The sequence below is a fragment of the Arthrobacter sp. FB24 genome (assembly GCF_000196235.1).
In the GTDB taxonomy this organism is placed as follows: Bacteria; Actinomycetota; Actinomycetes; order Actinomycetales; family Micrococcaceae; genus Arthrobacter.
Genome location: NC_008538.1, coordinates 47,111 through 66,460, shown reverse-complemented (window position 1 = coordinate 66,460; position 19,350 = coordinate 47,111). Strand labels below are relative to the sequence as shown.

Genomic DNA, 19,350 nt, shown 5'->3' with positions numbered 1-19,350 from the left:
CGGATCCGGTCTTTCGTTGGGCGTTGCTGGATCCCCAGGGGCAAGAGGTTACAAAGGAACAAGCCCTGAGGGATATTGCCATCGCGGAAAACCCGGAGTCCGACGACTTCGACTACCCGGTTACTAAGAGGAGATATGGCTTTTCGACTGCGAGACTTTATTGGCCGGCGTCGGACACCAGCTGCAGCTGAGTCCTTCCCTGCGGCAGCGCCCGTGGAGGACGGACGTCCTGAACTTGGCCCGGCAGAGCTTGCCGACCTGGAAGAGGCGTGGGCCGAGCTTCGGCAGGCCGCCCAGGAAGCCGGCGTGAGGTCATTTCGTGCTTGTACGCGTGATGGCAGCCGCTGGGAGGAAAACCTGGACTCCGTGCGGGCCATGACCCGCACGATCAAAGGCATAGAAAAGGACACGGACGAAGGCGCGAAGGGCCTGTAGGGAAGAATCCTGGTCCTTTTGTCAGACCCCTCTCTAATACTGAAAAGGATGGCGGCCATTCGTTGGCCGCCATCCTTTGGCGTGTCTATTCGAATATATGTTCTAAGGTTGTGGTATGTCCTCCGAAGATTTTGCGACCGCGCTGCAGGCGCAGTACGCACGGCGGGCCGGCCCAATCGGGCTGACCGTGGAAGAGCTCGATTTCGAGCACTTCCCGGTCAAGAACGGGTATCCAGGGATACCAGTGAAAGCCTGGATTCGGTTCCCGAACTGCGCGGAACTGGTGGACGGCGAAGTTTTTGCCTGGACAGCGAAGGCGGCCGAAGTGACGTGGAAGGACGGGCCGGTCACGTACCGGACCTGGGTATGGAGTTCGGCGGTAACCCGCCGGGAGGAAATGATGAACAGGAATTTGGGAGAGCGGACCCGTGGCAAGAGCAACAACTGACAGCCCTCTGGATGTGCCGGTACAGGTCCGGTTTACCGCGAAGGGCATTCCCCTGGCCGTCAGGTATGACGGCAGGATCTGGGCGGTAGGGGCGGAGCCGGTCCACTGGTTTGCCCGGGCGGACTGGTGGAACACGGCCAAGCGGGCACCGGTCGGCTGCGGGGACCTGGTCAGCGTCGAACATTGGCAGGTCCAGGTCCGACTGACCTCCACTTCGGCGCTGCGTACCTTCGAGCTGCGCCGCGATCCGCTGTCGGAGCAGTGGCTATTGGCCGGCATCACCGACGCCGGAGCCGCGGCCGCCTAAGCCAGGCACGGCCCAGTCATCGGGCCGATCACCGAACCACGGGAAGTCGTGGCCGGGCTGGTCATGGACGGGGAGCTGCGGATCGTCGGGAGATCCACACCGTTGAAGACGGCAGCTGCGCGGGAACTTGCGCGCTGGCTGAAACCTCCCCGCGGCACCCATTCCTAGCCCACGACCGTGAAAGGAACCACCCTGGACCGGTTCAACCGCGACAGGAACCGGTGGCGCTGACCCTGGTCGAACCCGTGGCAGTGGAAGTCTCCGTCGATACGGCCTGGTCAGGCAGGTCCTTCCGCCACCCACTCCGCGTCCTCCGCGTACGTCCGGAGTTGCATCCGGACGCGATTTCATCACCCTTTGATCGCCAGTGAGAGGCAGCCATTTCGCAGGGCCTCGGAAGAGCGTAGGAGCGTCTTGAAGGCGGGCCATATGCTCAGAGGCGAGGCGTCACTGCCTAGGCTATATGTCGCGGAACGAAGGAGGACCAGTGTCGGGCCAAGCAGCTCAAAGCGAAGATGAGTCCATACGTGGCAACGCGGAAACATTGGGTTCCCCGCTACCGGCGGGTGTTTCTTTGATCCTTGTCGAAATTGATTGGCAAACCGGTGTATGTCGATTTGTCCGATCGGACGGCAAAGAGGCCTTCATCCCCAATACGGCCTTATCGAGAGCCCGGACTGAGGTGATCGTAAAGAGCACGTACTTCATGCTGGCGAACCGGATCGTGCTGGAAACCGAGCGAGGTGACGTCATTGGCGCTGAGCTGCCGACGCTTCAAAGCCACTCCCCGATAAATGGCCGGCAGGTAATTTACCTGGATCAGAAGGACTGGAGCACTCTAGCCAACGCAATCTATAACCCCGGCCGCATCTCTTCCGTGGCTGAACGTGAGGCGGCCGAGACGTTGATCGAGCTCGTCCTCGCTAGGAAGGTCATCCTCCCTCTGTCGTCTGCTCACATGGCTGAAACATGTAAGTGGTCGGACAATGAGCGCAGGTATCGTTTGGCTCTTACCATTGCCCAGCTCAGTGGCGGGTGGCAACTGCAGGATCCGCTGACGGTGAGGAGAAGTGAACTGCAGCGGAGTCTCGAGAAGAGATACAGCGACAAGATCCTTGCTGTTGAGCCAGAAGTCTTCACCTTGGCGCCCAACGCAATTCATTCGTCCCGTACGGTGCCCAAAGACTGGGGCGACGATCCTCTGCCCAAGGACATGCAGCTGGCGGCGGATGCTATGACCTCAATATCGAGTCATTTGTCCGTGATGCTGGGCCGCGAGCCCGTTCAGCAAGGCGAGACCCCGCAATGGGTTGAGAAGTTTCAATTCGTCACTGATTGGTTGGCGGGCCAAGAGCGCGGTAGCCACGGTAAGCGCATGAGCACGGATGTCTACTTTCTTGACGATGTCCGCAAAGAGGTCGCGGTAGCCGCGCAGGCAGCAAGGCTCAACGTGGACCAGCTACACCTGTGGATCCATGGCGGCTGGCGGGACGACTTGGTCCAAATGCCGTGCCTTGGCCTTTATCGAGAGGTATTGCACGAGAAACAGGTTAATGGGGGGACTGCGTGGAAAGGCAACGATCTCACCGACCTCATCTACCTAACCTGTGCTGCAGGATATGCAGATCACATCGTCGGCGAACGCTCAGCTATCTCGCAGATGAAGCAGTCAAATAGACGGCTAGGGCGACCCGACAACCTCTACCGAAATCTGCATGAGCTCATTTCAAGCGGCGCGCTGGACGGAGCCTAGGAAGGGTGCACTCCAGATGTCCTCCCAGAGCTCCCGGCCGCGCCTCCGGCCGATTACGGCTTTGGTGGCCGCACACAGTAGAGCAGTGATTAGGGGGCCGGCTCGATAAGTTCCGGGCCGTTGTTCCGCACGCTGTTGACCCGGTCGGTGACCACCCGGGGCGTCAGAACCGGTTCAGGGATGGCGTCGAGGATCTCCTGCACCTTTTCCTTGTCCGTCGTGTCGGGGTCCAGCCACTGGGCATACATGCCTGGCGGAATGATGACGGGTGCCCGGTCATGGACGTGCCCGAGGGAGTCATGCGCCGTCGTGGTCAGGACGGTGCAGCTGAGCAGCCACCGGTGTGGGTCATCTTCGGGAAGGGACGGGTCCGGCCAGAACTCATACAGCCCGGCGAAGGCGAGCACATTCTCATTTTCGGAGTAGAGGTAATTCGGGATCTTCTTCCCGTCCTCGGTCTTCTGCCACTCGTAATATCCCTCCGCCGGGACCAGCGCCCGACGTTTGACGGCAGCCTTGCGGAACGAGGGCTTGTCCAGGATCGACTCGCTGCGTGCGTTGATCAGCTTCGAACCGATCTTGATGTCCTTGGCCCAGGACGGAACAAGACCCCAGCGGGCGATCAACAGCCGGCGATCCATGGCGCCCTCGTCCAGGCGTTCCGCGATGATGGGGACGTCCTGGGTCGGAGCGACGTTCCAGCTGGGCGGCGGCGGGCTGCCTTCGATCTCCTTAGCCTCGAACTGGCTGAGAAGGTCCCCGGTGGCCTTGGACATCACGTATCTGCCGCACATGGATTCATTGTGCCCCACGTCGCATTCAACGGAAGGCCAACCCGGGTGGGGCAAGATGTTCCCATGGGTTCTAACACTTTCGAGCAGCTGCTCGACCGTCTCTATTTCTCCGCCAAAAATGAGCGGGACAAGGGCACGAAATTCGAGCGGTTGTTCAAGCGGTATCTGCAGTTGGAACCCAAGTACTCGGATCAGTTCTCCGATGTGTGGCTATGGGATGAGTGGCCGGACCGCAGAGGGCAGGTGGATACGGGGATCGATCTGGTCGCGAAGGACCGCTACACCGGGGAACTGACTGCGATCCAGTGTAAGTTCTATGATCCGCAACGGACACTGGATAAGAAGCACATCGATTCTTTTTTCACGGCCGCCGGCAAGGTCGACTTCTCCTACGGTCTGGTCGTTTCCACCACGGACAAGTGGTCCAAGCACGCCGAAACCGCACTGGAGGGCCAGTCGAAGCCGATGACCAGGTTGCGGCTGCAGGATCTGGCGGATTCGACCATTGATTGGGCTGAGTTTGATCTGGACCGGCCCGAGGAAATGCGGCAGATCGATCGTAAGGAACCGCGCAAGTATCAGCGCGATGCGATCGACGATGTGATCACAGGATTTCAGACCTCTGATCGCGGGAAGCTGATCATGGCTTGCGGCACGGGCAAGACCTACACCTCGTTGAAGATCGTCGAGGAAATGGTTCCTGTCGGCGGTACCGCCCTGTTCCTGGTGCCCTCCATAGCTCTGCTGCAGCAGACGCTGAACGAGTGGACGGCCCAGGCCACCGTTCCGTTGCGGCCGCTGGCCGTGTGTTCGGACACGAAGGTCGGCCGCCGCGAACACGAGGACGTGTCCGTACACGATCTGGCGTTCCCTGCCACCACGGACCCGCAGAAACTCTTCTACCGGACGAGCATCAGCACCGGCCAGGAAGCGGTCACAGTGGTGTTCTCTACCTACCAGTCCATCGACGTCATCGCCCAGGCCCAGGCCCTCGGACTGCCGGACTTTGATGTGATCCTTTGCGATGAGGCACACCGGACGACGGGGATTACGGAGGCGGAGCATGATGACTCGGCCTTCGTGCGTGTCCACGACCAGGCCTACCTGCGCGCCAAGAAACGTCTGTATATGACGGCGACGCCGCGGATCTATGTGCAGGATTCGAAGGCGAAGGCGGCAGAGAACGATGTGGCCGTTTACTCCATGGATGATGTCGCAGTCTACGGGCCGGAATTCCACCACCTGGGCTTCGGTAAAGCCGTAGAGATGGGTCACCTCTCCGATTACAAGGTCCTGGTCCTGGCGGTAAATGAGGAAGCGGTGTCCCGATCCTTCCAGGGCTTGTTCCAAGAAAATGGAGACCTGTCCCTGGATGACGCCGCCCGAATCGTGGGCTGCTGGAACGGCCTGTCCAAGCGCGGCGTCAACGGCGAGCGTCTCTCCATCGGAGATACGTCCCCTATGAACAGGGCGGTCGCGTTCGCCCGGAACATCAAGGAATCCAAGAAACTGGCCGAACAGTTCGAACTCATCGGCCGGCAACTGCTGGTCGAAGATGACGACGCGTTGAAGCTGGAAGCCGAACATGTCGACGGCACGTTCAACGTCCTCGAACGCTCCGCGAAACTGGACTGGCTGCAGGACGAAACCAAGGGCAACGTGTGCCGGATCCTGTCCAACGCCAAATGCCTCACCGAAGGCGTGGACGTCCCGTCCTTGGACGCGGTGCTATTCCTGAACCCCCGCAACTCCCAGGTCGACGTGGTGCAGGCCGTGGGCCGTGTCATGCGCCGCTCCGAAGGGAAGGAATACGGGTACATCATCCTGCCGATCGCGGTTCCGGCCTCCGAAGACCCGGAAACCGCGCTGAACGACAACAAGAAGTACAAGGTCGTCTGGGATGTCCTCCAGGCACTGCGGGCCCATGATGACCGGTTCGAAGCGATGATCAACAAGCTGGACCTGAACGGCAACACGAACGACAAAATCGATATCATCACCGTTGCCGACCCGTTCGGTCCAGGAGACGGCCCGGGTGAGATGCCCGGTTCCTCGGATAGGCCGGGACCCGAGGCGTTGTTCCATATGGCCAATGCGGACGAGTGGCGTAACGCGATTTTCGCCCGTATGGTCCGCAAGGTCGGGGACCGCCGCTACTGGGAACAATGGGCCGAAGACGTCAAGGGCATTGCTGACCGGCACATCATCCGGATCCGTACGATACTCGATGGCCCTGATGCCCGGGTGCGGGACGAATTCGCTGGCTTCCTAGAGGGCCTGCGGGGGAACCTGAACGCCTCCATCAGCGAGTCCGACGCGATCGACATGCTCTCCCAGCACTTGATCACCAAGCCCGTGTTCGAGGCGTTGTTCGAGGACTATTCTTTCGCCGCTCACAACCCGGTGTCCCAGGTCATGGACTCCATGGTGTTGGTACTCGAGCAGTACAACCTTGACTCGGAGGTCCAGAACCTCGAAGACTTTTACCGATCCGTGCGGGTGAAAGCCGAGGGTGTGGGCACGGCCGCCGGCAAGCAGAAGATCATCACTGAGCTCTACGAAAAGTTCTTCAAGCTCGCTTTCCCCCGCACCGCCGAATCACTGGGAATCGTTTACACGCCGGTTGAAGTCGTCGATTTCATCCTGCGCGCCGTCGACGACGTATTGAAGAAAGAGTTCGGGGTTTCAATCTCCGATGAAGGCGTCCACGTACTCGACCCGTTCACCGGGACCGGGACGTTCGTCGTGCGCCTGTTGCAGTCAGGACTGATCAAACCCGAAGACCTACTGCGCAAGTACACCCAGGAGCTGCACGCCAACGAGCTGCTGCTCATGGCCTACTACATCGCGGCGATCAACATCGAGGCCACCTTCCACGGAATCCTCACTGAACAAGCCGTCGAACAGGGCCGTGACGCTGACACGGTCGGCTATGAATCGTTTGGGGGGATCGTGCTCACCGACACCTTCCAAATGACGGAAGACGGAGACACCCTTGACGAACACGTCTTCACCAACAATAACGATCGCGTGGTCAAGCAGAACGCTCTCGATATCCGGGTGATCATCGGCAACCCGCCTTACTCCGTCGGCCAATCCAGCGGCAACGACAACAACGCCAACCTCAAATACCCGACCCTGGACGAGTCCATCCGCAGAAGTTATGTGGCACAGTCCACGGCAACGAATGTGAACTCCCTCTATGACTCATATATCCGCGCCATCCGCTGGGCTTCCAATCGCGTACTGAACTCCGAACACGGCGGAGTGGTTTGTTACGTCTCCAACGGGGGATACATCGACGGCAACACCGCCGACGGACTCCGCAAGACTCTCACGACTGAGTTTCACGAGATCTACGTTTACAACCTGCGTGGGAACGCGCGGGGTGCCGGGGAACAACGGCGGAAGGAAAAGGACAACGTCTTTGGCGAAGGCAGCAAGACGACGGTTGCCGTTCTGCTGCTCGTCAAGCGCCCCGGAGCTGTGGCCGGATGCCGGCTCAATTACCGGGACATCGGTGACTACCTCGACCGCAAGCAAAAACTTGCCATCGTCGACGAAGCCACCCTGGCCACCATTCCCTGGGAACGACTTACCCCTAACGTGGAGGGAGACTGGATCAACCAACGAGACGATATCTTCGAAACTTTCACGCCCATCGGCTCCCGGGCCAAAGAAGGAATTCGAATCTTCAACATCTTCTCGCGGGGGCTCGAAACCGGGCGAGATGCGTGGGTTTACAACAGCAGCCGGTCAGCCATGGCCCAGAACGTTGATCGACATGTGTCCGCCTACGAGGCCGACCGGAGCACCATCAAGCCCGGCCTGAAAACGGGCACGCTCGCGACGCGAGTGGGCCAATTGACACCCAGACTGAACTCGAACGGAATGGAGATCAGCTGGACTAGAAGCCTGCGCCAATCACTCGCCAGGGATGAAGAAGTGGAATACAGGGAATCTGCTATTCGGACTGCGACTTATCGACCGTTCAACAAGCAGGCCGTTTACTACGAACGCAAGATGAACCACGAATGGTCCCAGTTAGAATCGATCTTCCCACCTAGCGGCGAAAATAACTTTGGCTTCTACATTGTTGGGAACGGTTCGGCTGTGCCGTTTGGCGTGTTGATGACCGATCTTGTGCCGGACCTCCACGTCACTGGGGCCGGAAGCGGAGGCCAGTTCTTCCCCCGCTACTCGTACACCAAACCAGTTCATGGCGACGACTTGTTATCGGAACTTACGGCCTCGCCGCTAGACGCTGAGGACGGGCGCACCGACAACGTGACAGACGCGGCCCTGGCCGATTATCGGACGTTTTACGGATCGTGCGTGAGCAAAGACGACATCTTCTACTACGTCTATGGCATCCTCCACTCGCCCGACTACCGTGAACGCTTCGCCGCGGACCTCAAGAGAATGCTCCCCCGCATTCCGAAAATAGCAGGCAACGACTTTCATGCGTTCGCTGATGCCGGCCGGCAGTTGGCAGCCCTGCACATCGGTTACGAGGACCTAGACCCGTTCCCGCTGAATGAACGTCATACCGGTTTGGTGCTAGATGCCGACGACTACACCAGGTACGCAGTGATCAAGATGAAGTACGAAGGTAAGGCCGGATCGTGGGATAAGACCCGCATAATTTACAACGGAAATATCACCCTTGAAGGCATTCCCGTCGAGGTCCACGAGTACATGCTCGGTTCGCGCTCCGCCTTGGATTGGATCCTAGAGAGGTACCGGGTCAAGACCGACAAGGACTCCGGTATTGTCAATGACCCCAATGATTGGTCCCGCGATCATCAGGAGCCGCGCTACATCATCGACCTAATTGCCAAGATCGTGACATTGAGCCTTGAATCCAACCGGATCATCGGAGCCCTGCCCGAGCTCGCCGTGTGACATCTTTGACGGTCTGATGGGGCACGCCGCCGACCAGGTCGCCCATCCCACATCCTTGAAACTGGGACAGTCCCCGCCGGATCTCTTCCAGTTAATGAATCCAGTTGTGAGATCTAGTTAGCTTTCTCACAAGGAGTGTTCCCAAACATTCCTTTTGAGGTAGCATCGGTATTGCAAGGGGCAGTAGCCCTGAGAAGTGGGTCTGGCAGTCTTCCGGATGGTATGACGAGCCGGGCCCGCGTTGTTTAACGGTCACAGATGACAATCTCCTGGACCAGCGGGGCCGCCTTGCGGGTCCAGTCTCCGCCTTTCTGATGGCACCAGGCAACAGCGTCACTGACCCAAAGAAGCGGTTCCTCATATGGTTTGCAGTGCATGTAATGCAAGCCCTCCCCTCCACCGTGAGACTTCAAGTGCTGTGCAATGAACCGGCGATCCGCCTGTTCTAACGATTCATCGCTCTCCAGCACAAGCTTCTTGGCGCCTGCCGCCACCAGATCATCGAGCAGACTCTCTAAACACAACGGCCTGGCGATCTTATCCGGCATGTTCCTGGCGACGTACAGCCGGGTCGTCAGCCCCGCTTGGATGGCGCCGTTGAGGAACGCGTTCCTGGAACTGTCGCTTTCACCCTTGAAGTGGACCCTCCGTTGTCCTGAACGTCGCAATGCGGCGATCGCACGCCTCGCGCCGGCGACGTCCGCGGGCGCAATCACCGACGCGGCTACGTAGTAGGCCTTCGACTTGGACTCGTCAACGAAGACGTGTGCACCGGGAGGGATCAAGGGATTCACTCACCCAACTCTGACTTCATGTGTTCATAGCGCATTTGGTCTTTACGCCCGGGCTTGCGAGAGAACTCGATCAGGCATTCACGATCGCGTTGAACAAGTGACTCATGCTTGTCAATCACGAGAAGCGACTGCCCAGGTTGAGCCGCGATATCGTTGACAAGTTTACGAAAGCCTTCCGCTCGGCTTTTCGGCTCGTTGGAGAATCTTCGTCTCGCATCGTAACCGGTGGCCTCAACTTCCGCACGCACACTCACGTCTACGATCTCTTTTCTACGCGAATCCCTCTCGTCCTTCATATGCAGGCCACACTGTCCGGGCTGGATAAGTCCGCGTAGTTCCCTACGTACATCAGCGTGACCGGATGGAACCAAAACGCCGGCCACAAGCAGATAACCCCGCTGCTTTGTCTCATCGACAATGAAGTAATTCCTAGTCAACACGTGCCGCGCATGTCCTTGCTCATCGGCTTTCTTCCTCGATCTTGTCAGCCGCCTCATCGGCGCTTCTTCGGTTAGATGCAACCGTCTGAGCCGGCTTGTTTAGATCCACGATCAGCATGTCGCCCTCACGATCCGGTACCCACCGCTTCGCAACTGATGTATCGATGCCGATGAACTTCGTAAACATCGTCCCCGCTATCAACACGATGCCCCGCTTCTGCGGCGTCGCTCCCGCTGGCCCCTGCCGACGGGTCGGGTACGCGTTGGGATCGGTCAACTTTGCGGCTTGGATAGCTATGAGTCGCTTTTCATCATCCCAAAGAAACTGCACAGCCTCGGGCTCGTCGATCAAGGAGAAGGCCGCTTCGTTCAGGGAGAACATTCCGCGCTTCTGTATGGTAACGGTGGGAATGGTTGGAGCGGGAGCGCTGCCCTTCTCGAAAACTTTGAATGCCATATTTGTTACCTCTTTCCCTTCGCCATCACAATTTCAACCGGTTCTGACAGTAAGCATAGCGCATCCATCGATGGACAAGTTCAATGAAGCGTTAGAGAATTTCTCGGCTCCGCTTGCGAACCTTCGCCAAGGTTTGTGAGGTGTGGCGCACTTCGAGGGAATCTGATGGGCATTGGTACTCCTTTCACATCAGCCCATCCTGTTGGTCAGTCGCTTCGGAAACTCCCCGTTACGGTTCGCGCTGCAAGCGCATCCTTCGTACACGTGCATGAGGGACTGGACTGTGTGAAACAGGCGTGCCGGTCCTCTTTGAAGGACGCTGTTCCATTTCCTTGGAACCATGACGCCCGCGGCGGGACACTCCCCCGCCGATCCAGATCCGCGGACTGCCGCGTAACCTGGCTGTACGGTTTGTTGTTCCAAAACGGGTGTCTCGCTGCTGCGTACGGAGATAACTTAAGCAGCCGTCCGAACGGCGGCCGGTTCCTGTGTCTGCTTGCCCGTTCGCGGGCCGAGCGCCCTGGTGAGCGTGGACATGCTCACACTGAGGGTTTCGGCGATCTCCTGGAGCTTCTTTCCCTGACGGCGCAGGTCCTTTGCGGCCTCGAGTTTCGCCGGCGTCATCGCCGTCGGACGGCCGCCTTGGCGGCCGCGAGCTTTCGCGGCCGCCAGCCCTGCCCTAGTGCGTTCGGACAACCGGGAGCGTTCGTACTCGGCCAAAGACGCGAACATGTCAAAGATCAGCTTCCCGTGTGCGCTGGTCGTGTCCAACCAGGGCTCAGCCAGCGACCGGAAGCCGATCCCCCTGCGCCCCAGGACCGTGACGATGTCGGACAGATCCGCGGTGCTGCGCCCCAGCCTGGTCAGGTCCGTCACTACCAGGATGTTGCCCGGCTGCAGGTGCTCTAAACAGTCCTGCCACCGCGCCCGCGCCTGCGTCGCACCCGATGCGTGCTCCATGAAGACCTTGATAGCACCCGCAGCGACCAGCGCGTCGACCTGGGCATCCAGGGACTGCCCCCGGGTACTGACCCGGGCATAACCAATCACGTTCCGGCTCACATAGCCGCCTTTCAAGTCGCGGGGTCCCTTCTTGACCGAAAATAGGTCAAAAACCCTCTTTCCCCCTGTCCGGCCAGCTTTGATATCGGCAACGGGTTGTGATCAAAAATACCGGCCCTAGACGGCATTCTTCGGCACCTATTCCGGCAAGTCGAAAAGACTAGTCAGAAATGGTCGTTTTTGAATGTCGCAGCTAAGAACGTCCCCATCAGGCAGTTCTGCGAAGGGATAGTCCGGAATGGATGACAAGCGCGTGCATACACTGGGTTCCTGTGGTCAGCAACAGAGAACGTGACCGCGATCCGTCTGACCAGCAGAAGATGGCAACATGGCACCGAAGATAGGCCCCGAGACGATGCTGGCCGAATGGCTCTTCGTTGAGACAGTCGCCGATGTCCGACGACGGAGCGAGGATCCGGGCGGGCGGAGCCGCTACGAGCTGCTCGGGATCGCGCCGCTTCTGCGCAAGCTCCTCATCGATGCGAGACCTCTCCTCAATACTGTTCGGGCCGTTCGCCCAGAGGTGCCGACTGAGTTCCGCATCAAGCAGTGGACCGCTCCTCTCGTCGGCCGCGACGACGCGGACCTGCCGTATCTCCTCCGGCTCGGCGGACCAGAGCTGGTCGGCGGGCCTGAGGACCCGGCGCTGCCGAAGCTGAAGCACTTCATCGGGGCGACGGTGGGGCAGGTCCAGGGACGGGCGCTGACCGTCCTCGAGGTGGTCAAGTACTACGCCAACGTGGACGGCGGCGTCCACTTCGGCGTGCCCAAGGATGAGCCCGACCACGTCCTGGGCAAAGTGGCCCCCTTGCTCCTCGGGCATTCGACCGGTCAGATCGAGATCCTCGCCCACCTCGGAACGATCGTGGTGGACGCGCTGACGCCGCTGCGCGATTCGATCATCGCTTCGCCCTCGATCGATACGCGCATGCACCGGCGCACCGACCGGGGACTCTACGCCGGTCACTGGACCGCGGACCACTACAAGGACGTCAGCGAAAGGCGATAGCCGATACTGGCTCAGGCTTTATCGGTGTCAGACTGTCGACGGTGGCAAGGACAATGGTGGGATGAGCGGATTCAACTTCTTCGCAGAGAGCGTCACCGACGCCCCGAGGGTGCCGGTGAAGGCGTCGTCGCGCTCGTTCCGCAGTGCGATCGAAGAAGCGTTCATCCACACCTACACTCGGCAGGACCTTCAGGCTGTATTCTCCGAAGAGCTCAAGCTGTCGTGGTCGAAGACGGATCGCCAGCCAACCGACAGCGAGTACACCAAGCGCGACATCATCAGGGGGTACACCGAAGACTGGGATCTCCCGACGCTCGTGGCCCTGGCGCGCCGCATGGTCACCGAGCTCGAGGTGACCGACAGGCTCCTCGCCGACCTAACTGCTCTGCTCGCAGAGTACGACCGCGGCGGAGGCGTCGGCACGCCGGCAAAAAACTTGATCTTCGCAGCGAACGGGCCCAAGCCCGAACTTGTGCTGCGCGATGCCCTCAACAACGACATCGAGATCACCCGCAACGGCGAGTACTGCCTCGTATATGATCAGCCGATCCCTGCTGATGGTCTGACCTATAGCAATCTGATTAAGTGGTGGCGAGAGCGACAGGGATTCGCCGACGATGTGCCACCGCGGGATGTCGGTCTGGACCTGCACAACCGCCTGCGGGCTTCCCTTGACGACAACCCGGTCGAACTACGGGTCTTCGACGCTTATGCGGCTCGCTACAAGGCCTATGGATTCGCCATCCCAGCGTTGATCCCCCAGGTCTACCTTCATTTCGACCCCGCGACCCAGTTGTCCCGCCGATCTGTCGGCCAAAACGGCAGCCCGTTGGCGCGGCAGCGGATGGACTTCCTCATCCTGTTCTCCAGCAGGCACCGCGTGGTCCTCGAAGTCGACGGGAAACAGCACTACGCGAACGGCGATACCGCGAGCCCAGCCCTCTACAGCGATATGGTCGCCGAGGACCGACGGCTCAGGCTCGCTGGCTACGAGGTCTACCGGTTTGGCGGGGCCGAACTAATGAAAGACGACGCAGACAGGATGGTGGCCGAGTTTTTCGACCAGCTCGCCGAGCGCATGCGCTGAGGAGCGAACTTGGGGTATAGAGTCGGTCGTTTTTGGCTATCGAAGATAGTGATCTTCACCGGGGGGCCACTTGCTTGTGTGGTCACAGGCTAGGATTCCTAAGTGGCTGAACAGCAGAAGAAAAAGAACGGCATCGTCGAAAACTCTATTGCCGGCGCAATAGGTGGAGTCGTAGGTGCTGCAGCCATCGTCTATTTCACAGCGATTTGGACCGGGACAATCTCCGGACCTACAAATCCCGCATTCTGGCAGCAGTTTGCCCCGCTCGTCGTGGTCGTATTGCTGGCCATCGTGTTTGGGGTACCGGCAACACGACGGTTCGCATTTAGCATATTTAAGCTCTTGAAGAACCCTTTTATGTTGTTGCTCGACCTTCGGGTTACCGGCAAACGGAAACGGAATGAACTCATTGAGCAAGGTGAAAAAGAAGCTCTCGCGGAGGTAGCGGAGCGAAACGCCAAACCCGAAGCGTTCAACATCGCCTACGTCTCTGACTCCCCTGTGAATGGGGTCGATTGGTTCCTCCTGTCGGACTTCTCGGGCATAAGTGGTAGTGGACCGATGAAAGACATTCGCATCACCGCGCCCATGGACGAGATAGTGATGGAGCACAAAGATGGTCCAACTATCCCCGGAAACGACCCGGCGGATCCTTATCGATTCAGCGGCGAGGTAACCGACCGCGGGCACCTTAAGGGCATCGACTTCAGGGTCTTTTGGAGAGACGCGGACGGGTATCCCCGATGGGATTTCTATCATGTCCACCCCAGTGGTCAGCCGTTGAAAGGAGTCCGGGCAGGACTCGGTGAAATCAAATATGGGGAGCTTGTCACTAGTCGCAATATCAACGACGGATCGCTCACCGTTAAATGGGCATCGACCCAACAGGTTATGGGGAGGCTTGTCCCGAGCGGCAAGGCTTGGAAGGTCGAACTCGGGCGGCGCGAGAGCCGGGTTAGCCCCTACTTCATAGTCGAAGATGAGCTAGGCGCGGCCAGCACTCCCCAAGAGGGCGTCGAACTACTAAGACTCCGCACCGTTCAAGAAGAAGAGAGCTCCCACGCCTAACGGAAACATCCCGATAGGTCTTACCAAGATGCAGAAGGGCCGACACCGTCAGTGTCGGCCCTTCCTGGTTTCCCTCTGCAAAGAAATCTGTGCTTCAGCGTAGCCGAACTGTTGGTTGCGCAGGAGCAGTCAAAAAAGGTCGATATTGATATACACCAGCGCGGTGCCCAAGTAGCTGCGGGAGAGCCGCCCCAGGCTTCTGAGTTTGATGGCTTCACGGCCGGCCTTCTGTGATCAATCCGTGCAACCCAGCCTCCACGTGATTGGGTCACTGGCACGCGACCTTTGACGGACACCACGTTCGAAGCCCCCAGGGGCTACGGATTTGCTATCAAACTGATAGCAAATCCGTAGCATTTACTTACTCGTAACTAGAACGGACCTGTTCGAGGCCAATCCTAAGGGCGCGTAATGCCATTGGATGCTTCTTGCGACCTTCGAGATTCGCCACGACCGCAAGCAGCTCCATGAGCTCACGGTCCTCGTCAAAACGAAGCAACATCGTCCTGGCGTTTCCCTTATCCCTCGAATCGCTCAATATGGGCGTAACGCTGGGCCTGATTGGAGTTGTGCTCTCAGCACTGACAGTCGGCGGAGTATGTAGTGGTTCAGCCGCATTGCCGAAAGCCTCGATAGCCTCATCCCTAGCCTTCTCGGACGCGGACCGCTTCTTGATTGCCACTACCCCATCAGCTCCTCTACCAACCCGCGGATTTCCCTCGCCGCTTTGGGGTTCTTCCACTCAACAACTCCGAGCCCCTCCCCCACCACGTCTCGATATGCCTTGCGCTCGTACAGGACAGTTCGGAGTGGCTCAATACTCGGATAGTCGGAGAGGTAATCCCTGGCGTCACCGCTTTCGGACTCGAACGCGTTGGTGGATACCCGCGTAAGTGCCCCCCTGACACGTAGTGAGGGGTTGAAGTCCCGGGCAGTTTCGATCAACCTGTCAACAGTCGCGAGTGTGTCAAGATCGAACTGGCTCGATTGCGTCAGGATCAACAATTGATGCGCGGCAGTCATGGCTGTCCGCATCTCCTTACTGTCCTTCCCTGCCACATCAACGAGGACAACGTCATAACTCGTATCGAGTTCACGCAGTGTCTCGTGCAGGCTGCCCAGTTTCTCTACTACAAAAATGCGAGGTTCGTGCCCAGCCTCTTCTCGGTCTACCGCCCATCGTGCGGTGGACCGCTGCCGGTCACCGTCCACTACTGCTATGCGCTTCCCCCGCTTCGCTAACTCGACGGCGAGATTGGTTACAACCGTGGACTTGCCTACGCCGCCCTTTTCGCTTCCAACAACAATGATCATGCCTCTCAAACTACTGCCGATGTTGATAGCAAAAGGCTAGCGACACGCTACTTATTTGATAGCACTATGGAAGTACTATCAAATACTGGGATGTAGCAGGGACGAGGGGCGTGCGTGCACCGCAAGTGTTCTCGCAGTTTCAAAGTGCTATCAAAATGCTACTCATGGTCCCGGGGGCTGATCGGCAGCTCACCAAGGCTGCCAAGGCCCGCGCTATCGAATACTGTCTGCCAGCATCAACATGCTACGAATTCGCTAGTACTTTGCTAGCAATGTGAGAGCGAGGTAGATAATCCCTCAACAAGATATCGAGAGCTAGCAATATAGTAGTTGTTTGATAGCACTATGAAAGTACTATCAAATACCTGGATGCGGCGCTGTGTGTGCCGTAAATGTTCTCGCAGTTTCAAACTGCTACTCATGGTCCCGGGGGCTGATGGGCAGGCTCACCAAGGCTGCCAAGGCCGAGCCCGAACTCCCCACCCACGGCCGGCGGTGGGTGACGGCCCGAAGTTTGGGACAGATAGCCACTACGAAGAAGCTAACCCAGGGGAGCCAGGTCAATGTAAAGCAGACTATGGTCCATAACGATGCAGAACTGAAGTGCCCGGGCTAACCCCATATCCGTGCGCTAGCTGTAATTCCCACGGAGGTTGTGAACAGCGTGGCGTGATGTAAAAAGCGAGAGCCTCCGGTATCGATTTGGGTTACCACACTCATCTCGACGCCAGGAGGCTCTCGTGTCCTACGTTACTCATGCCAACGCCGACCTGACACCCAAAGCCAGGGGAAAGCTCGCCCGGCTGGTCATCGAGCAGGGCTGGACTCTACGCCGGGCCGCGGAACGGTTCCAGTGCTCACCGGCCACCGCGAAGAAATGGGTGGACCGGTACCGGGCCCGTGGCGAGGACGGCATGGCTGACTTGTCCTCGCGGCCGCGTCGAAGCCCGAACCGCACTGATGTCCGCACCGAACGGCGGATTCTGGCGCTGCGTTTCACCCGCCGGTGGGGTCCTCACCGGATCGCAGCCCACCTGCACCTTGCCCGCTCGACCGTGGGAAAGGTCCTGACCCGGTACCGGATGCCCCGGCTGGCCTGCCTGGACCAAGGCACCGGCCTGCCCATCCGCAAGCCGGCACCCCAACGCTACGAACACGACCATCCCGGGGACCTGGTACACGTGGACATCAAGAAACTCGGACGCATCCCAGACGGCGGCGGGCACCGCGCCCTGGGACGGGCGGCAGGCCGTAAGAACCGCCGGGCCGGGACCGGCTACGCCTACCTGCACCACGCCGTGGATGACCATTCCCGCCTGGCCTACTCCGAAATACTCACCGACGAAAAGAAGGAAACCGCCACAGCGTTCTGGTTCCGCGCCGCATCGTTCTTCGCCGCCCACGGCATCACTGTCAGAGCCGTGCTCACCGATAACGGCGCTTGCTACCGCTCCAGAGCCTTCACAGCCGCCCTGGGCCCGAACATCAAGCACCGCAGGACTCGGCCCTACCGGCCACAGACCAATGGCAAGGTAGAACGCTTCAACCGGACCCTCAACACGGAATGGGCCTACGCCCGGCCCTACACATCAGAAGCCGAGCGAGCAGCCACCTACCCCGGTTGGCTACATCAGTACAATCATCACAGAACTCATAGGGGTGACGTGTGAAAAAGTGAAATATCCGACGCTAGGGTATGGCCGGGCGGGGTAGTGGCCCGTATTTGCCGGGTTTGATCTGGTTGGGGCGGGGCCACGTGTAGTCGCCGGTGAGCTGTTCCCAGCCCATCGGTGTGCCGCGGTGTAGCCCAACCTGGTCAACATCGTCCATGACCTGACCGGGCGTGGGATCGGTCTGAAGGTCCTCATCGGAAGGGCGCCGCCATCCGATACCACTAGGGCCTCCGGGAAGCTTGTCTTCGGGCTCCTGGCCGAGTTTGAACGCGAACTCATTTCCGAGCGTCACGGGGCAAATTCCGGTACGGTGCGGGGATGGATATTGGATATGCGCGGGTCTCAACGGCCAAGCCGGACCTGGGCCCGGCGACTGGATGCTCTAGTGGCCGTCGGCATCACCAATGTATTCGCCGACAAGATGGGATGGCTCTTACGGGGGCAGCGGGACGACTGTGCGGTGCTTGCCGCCTGGAGTGAGTAGCGGTGGCCCGGCGTCCCTGGTGATGGTGACGTTGCCCAGCCCATGACTGGTCAACGCGCGGGTGATTTCGGACCGGGCGGATTCCCATACGTTCTCAGGATCCGCACCGGCGGCGGGCTGCAGCCGGAGGCTGAGGCTCTGGGGTCCTGTCTGGATGATCTGGCCCTTACTCAGGCCCTGCACCCTGTCGAGGGCGGTACTCAGCGTAAGGGGTGTCACTGCGACGGCGAGCCGGTTGCCTTGGAGGGTCAGCAGCTCGGCGTTCCGTCCCTGCACGTGGATGGCCGGCGTCGGGTCCCCGCACCGGCAGGGGTCAGTCCTTGCGGTGACGCTGTCGCCGAGGTCGTAGCGCAGGATGGGTTGGATGCGGTTGGCCAGGTTGCTCAGCAGCACGGTGTGCGAGGGCTGCCCGGGCGGGACGGGTTCATGGTTTGCATCCACCGGTTCCAGGATGGCCCAGTCGCTGTTGACGTGCAGCCAGCCTTCCTGGCAGCTGTAGCTCAGGAAGGGGCATTCAGTCGCTGCGTAGCCCTGCCGGACCTTCGCCCCAAACGCTCCGCTGATCCTGGCGTACTCTCCCGCAGGCAGTCCCTCGGCCGAGAGAATAACAGCAACGGGCTGGATGGTCAGACGTCCTGCTTCCTGCTCGGATGCCAGCAACCGGCCAGTGGAGGCGTAGGGGGCGAGGAGGGCCGGGCGGAAGCTGTTCAGCTGAGCGACGAGGTCCGGTATCGGCGTCTGGACCGGGAACACGCGCACGCTGTGCCGGGCTGGTCCCTTTCGTAGCGCGGCTGCGGCTGCTGCTGAGGCGAAGTGGCCGCCGGTGGCGACGACCATGGCTATCCGCCCGCGCCCGCGGATGATCCCCATGAGGTCTGCCGGGGTGAGCCAGGAACTGAGCATGCGGAACGTCAGGGCCTTGGATACGGCCAGGGTTCGGGTGTCGAGCAGGAACAGTCCGCGGGTGCCGGTCGTCCCGGATGTCGTAGCGGCCGTGTAGCGGTTGAGGAACTTCTCACCGAGCAGCGACGGGTCCGCGACGAACGACTGCGTTCCCTCCAGGGTCACCGCAGGGTCTGTGACCCAGTCATCGAAATGTGCCATCAGTGCGGCCTTTGTCGTCACGGGCAGCAGACGCGGGTCCGTGATCCGTGCCGGCAGGCCCTGATAGAGCTGGCGGTAGTACGGGGAGCACGTCCGTGCGTATGTCACCATCTCCACCAGCCGCTCGCGTTGGCGCTGCAGGATCGCAGCGCTGCCCTTTTTCCGGCAGGCGCGGGCATCGAGCAACAACCGGAACGGTGTTTCCCTCATGATTCC

General features: G+C 59.8%; 18 protein-coding genes. 9 read left to right on the top strand and 9 right to left on the bottom strand.

The genetic code is table 11. The features are described from left to right. Window positions 1-135 precede the first annotated feature (135 nt). The 4 genes from ARTH_RS22250 to ARTH_RS22235 all read left to right on the top strand — a co-directional run bounded on the left by ARTH_RS22250 (window position 136) and on the right by ARTH_RS22235 (window position 2,943). Complete coding sequence (locus tag ARTH_RS22250) at window positions 136-435, top strand: hypothetical protein (RefSeq protein ID WP_011689797.1); 300 nt, start codon at window positions 136-138, stop codon at window positions 433-435. A gap of 115 nt (window positions 436-550) precedes the next feature. Beyond that, window positions 551-883: a hypothetical protein gene (locus ARTH_RS22245; protein ID WP_011689747.1), complete on the top strand. Its 333-nt coding sequence runs from the start codon at window positions 551-553 to the stop codon at window positions 881-883. Further along, on the top strand, window positions 864-1,190 hold the full coding sequence (locus tag ARTH_RS22240; RefSeq protein WP_011689746.1) for a hypothetical protein: 327 nt from the start codon (window positions 864-866) through the stop codon (window positions 1,188-1,190). The genes ARTH_RS22245 and ARTH_RS22240 overlap by 20 nt, the downstream gene beginning before the upstream one ends. A 487-nt stretch (window positions 1,191-1,677) precedes the next feature. Next, window positions 1,678-2,943 (top strand): hypothetical protein, encoded by a 1,266-nt coding sequence (locus ARTH_RS22235; RefSeq protein ID WP_011689745.1) that lies wholly within the window; start codon window positions 1,678-1,680, stop codon window positions 2,941-2,943. An 89-nt stretch (window positions 2,944-3,032) separates the two neighbouring features. Here ARTH_RS22235 and ARTH_RS22230 read toward each other — a convergent pair whose 3' ends face one another. Beyond that, a complete protein-coding gene (locus tag ARTH_RS22230; RefSeq protein ID WP_043431445.1) occupies window positions 3,033-3,737 on the bottom strand; it encodes an SOS response-associated peptidase in 705 nt (234 codons plus the stop codon). Between the two features lie 63 nt (window positions 3,738-3,800). Here ARTH_RS22230 and ARTH_RS22225 point away from each other — a divergent pair, with 63 nt between their 5' ends. Beyond that, window positions 3,801-8,642, top strand: coding sequence for a DEAD/DEAH box helicase (locus ARTH_RS22225; RefSeq protein WP_011689743.1), 4,842 nt, complete (start codon window positions 3,801-3,803; stop codon window positions 8,640-8,642). A 245-nt stretch (window positions 8,643-8,887) separates the two neighbouring features. Here ARTH_RS22225 and ARTH_RS22220 read toward each other — a convergent pair whose 3' ends face one another. From ARTH_RS22220 to ARTH_RS22205, 4 genes are all read right to left on the bottom strand, one after another. Continuing rightward, on the bottom strand, window positions 8,888-9,436 hold the full coding sequence (locus tag ARTH_RS22220; RefSeq protein ID WP_011689742.1) for a hypothetical protein: 549 nt from the start codon (window positions 9,434-9,436) through the stop codon (window positions 8,888-8,890). Then, a complete protein-coding gene (locus ARTH_RS22215; protein ID WP_011689741.1) occupies window positions 9,433-9,933 on the bottom strand; it encodes a hypothetical protein in 501 nt (166 codons plus the stop codon). Before ARTH_RS22215 ends, ARTH_RS22220 begins: the two co-directional genes overlap by 4 nt. Beyond that, the gene (locus ARTH_RS22210; protein ID WP_011689740.1) at window positions 9,896-10,333 is read right to left on the bottom strand and encodes a hypothetical protein; all 438 of its coding nucleotides are present in this window, start codon (window positions 10,331-10,333) and stop codon (window positions 9,896-9,898) included. Before ARTH_RS22210 ends, ARTH_RS22215 begins: the two co-directional genes overlap by 38 nt. A gap of 456 nt (window positions 10,334-10,789) precedes the next feature. Next, entirely contained in the window at window positions 10,790-11,395 is a 606-nt protein-coding gene (locus tag ARTH_RS22205) for a recombinase family protein (protein WP_052309837.1), read from the bottom strand. 328 nt (window positions 11,396-11,723) lie between these two features. Here ARTH_RS22205 and ARTH_RS22200 point away from each other — a divergent pair, with 328 nt between their 5' ends. The 3 genes from ARTH_RS22200 (at window position 11,724) to ARTH_RS22190 (ending at window position 14,559) form a co-directional block, all read left to right on the top strand. Further along, on the top strand, window positions 11,724-12,404 hold the full coding sequence (locus ARTH_RS22200; protein WP_011689738.1) for a hypothetical protein: 681 nt from the start codon (window positions 11,724-11,726) through the stop codon (window positions 12,402-12,404). Between the two features lie 61 nt (window positions 12,405-12,465). Continuing rightward, window positions 12,466-13,491, top strand: a complete 1,026-nt coding sequence (locus ARTH_RS22195) for a hypothetical protein (protein WP_011689737.1) — start codon at window positions 12,466-12,468, stop codon at window positions 13,489-13,491. 102 nt (window positions 13,492-13,593) lie between these two features. Continuing rightward, window positions 13,594-14,559, top strand: a complete 966-nt coding sequence (locus tag ARTH_RS22190) for a hypothetical protein (protein ID WP_011689736.1) — start codon at window positions 13,594-13,596, stop codon at window positions 14,557-14,559. Between the two features lie 361 nt (window positions 14,560-14,920). Here ARTH_RS22190 and ARTH_RS22185 read toward each other — a convergent pair whose 3' ends face one another. Continuing rightward, the gene (locus ARTH_RS22185; protein ID WP_011689735.1) at window positions 14,921-15,241 is read right to left on the bottom strand and encodes a hypothetical protein; all 321 of its coding nucleotides are present in this window, start codon (window positions 15,239-15,241) and stop codon (window positions 14,921-14,923) included. Further along, entirely contained in the window at window positions 15,241-15,873 is a 633-nt protein-coding gene (locus tag ARTH_RS22180) for an AAA family ATPase (protein WP_011689734.1), read from the bottom strand. Before ARTH_RS22180 ends, ARTH_RS22185 begins: the two co-directional genes overlap by 1 nt. Before the next feature lie 740 nt (window positions 15,874-16,613). Between ARTH_RS22180 and ARTH_RS22175 the strand changes: the two genes are divergently transcribed. Further along, window positions 16,614-17,543, top strand: coding sequence for an IS481 family transposase (locus ARTH_RS22175; RefSeq protein ID WP_011689733.1), 930 nt, complete (start codon window positions 16,614-16,616; stop codon window positions 17,541-17,543). A gap of 19 nt (window positions 17,544-17,562) precedes the next feature. Here the strand turns inward: ARTH_RS22175 and ARTH_RS24575 are convergent, their stop codons facing one another. Further along, window positions 17,563-17,838 (bottom strand): hypothetical protein, encoded by a 276-nt coding sequence (locus ARTH_RS24575; protein WP_011689815.1) that lies wholly within the window; start codon window positions 17,836-17,838, stop codon window positions 17,563-17,565. Between the two features lie 141 nt (window positions 17,839-17,979). Continuing rightward, on the bottom strand, window positions 17,980-19,344 hold the full coding sequence (locus tag ARTH_RS22165) for a coenzyme F390 synthetase (RefSeq protein ID WP_011689656.1): 1,365 nt from the start codon (window positions 19,342-19,344) through the stop codon (window positions 17,980-17,982). Between the last annotated feature and the right edge of the window lie 6 nt (window positions 19,345-19,350).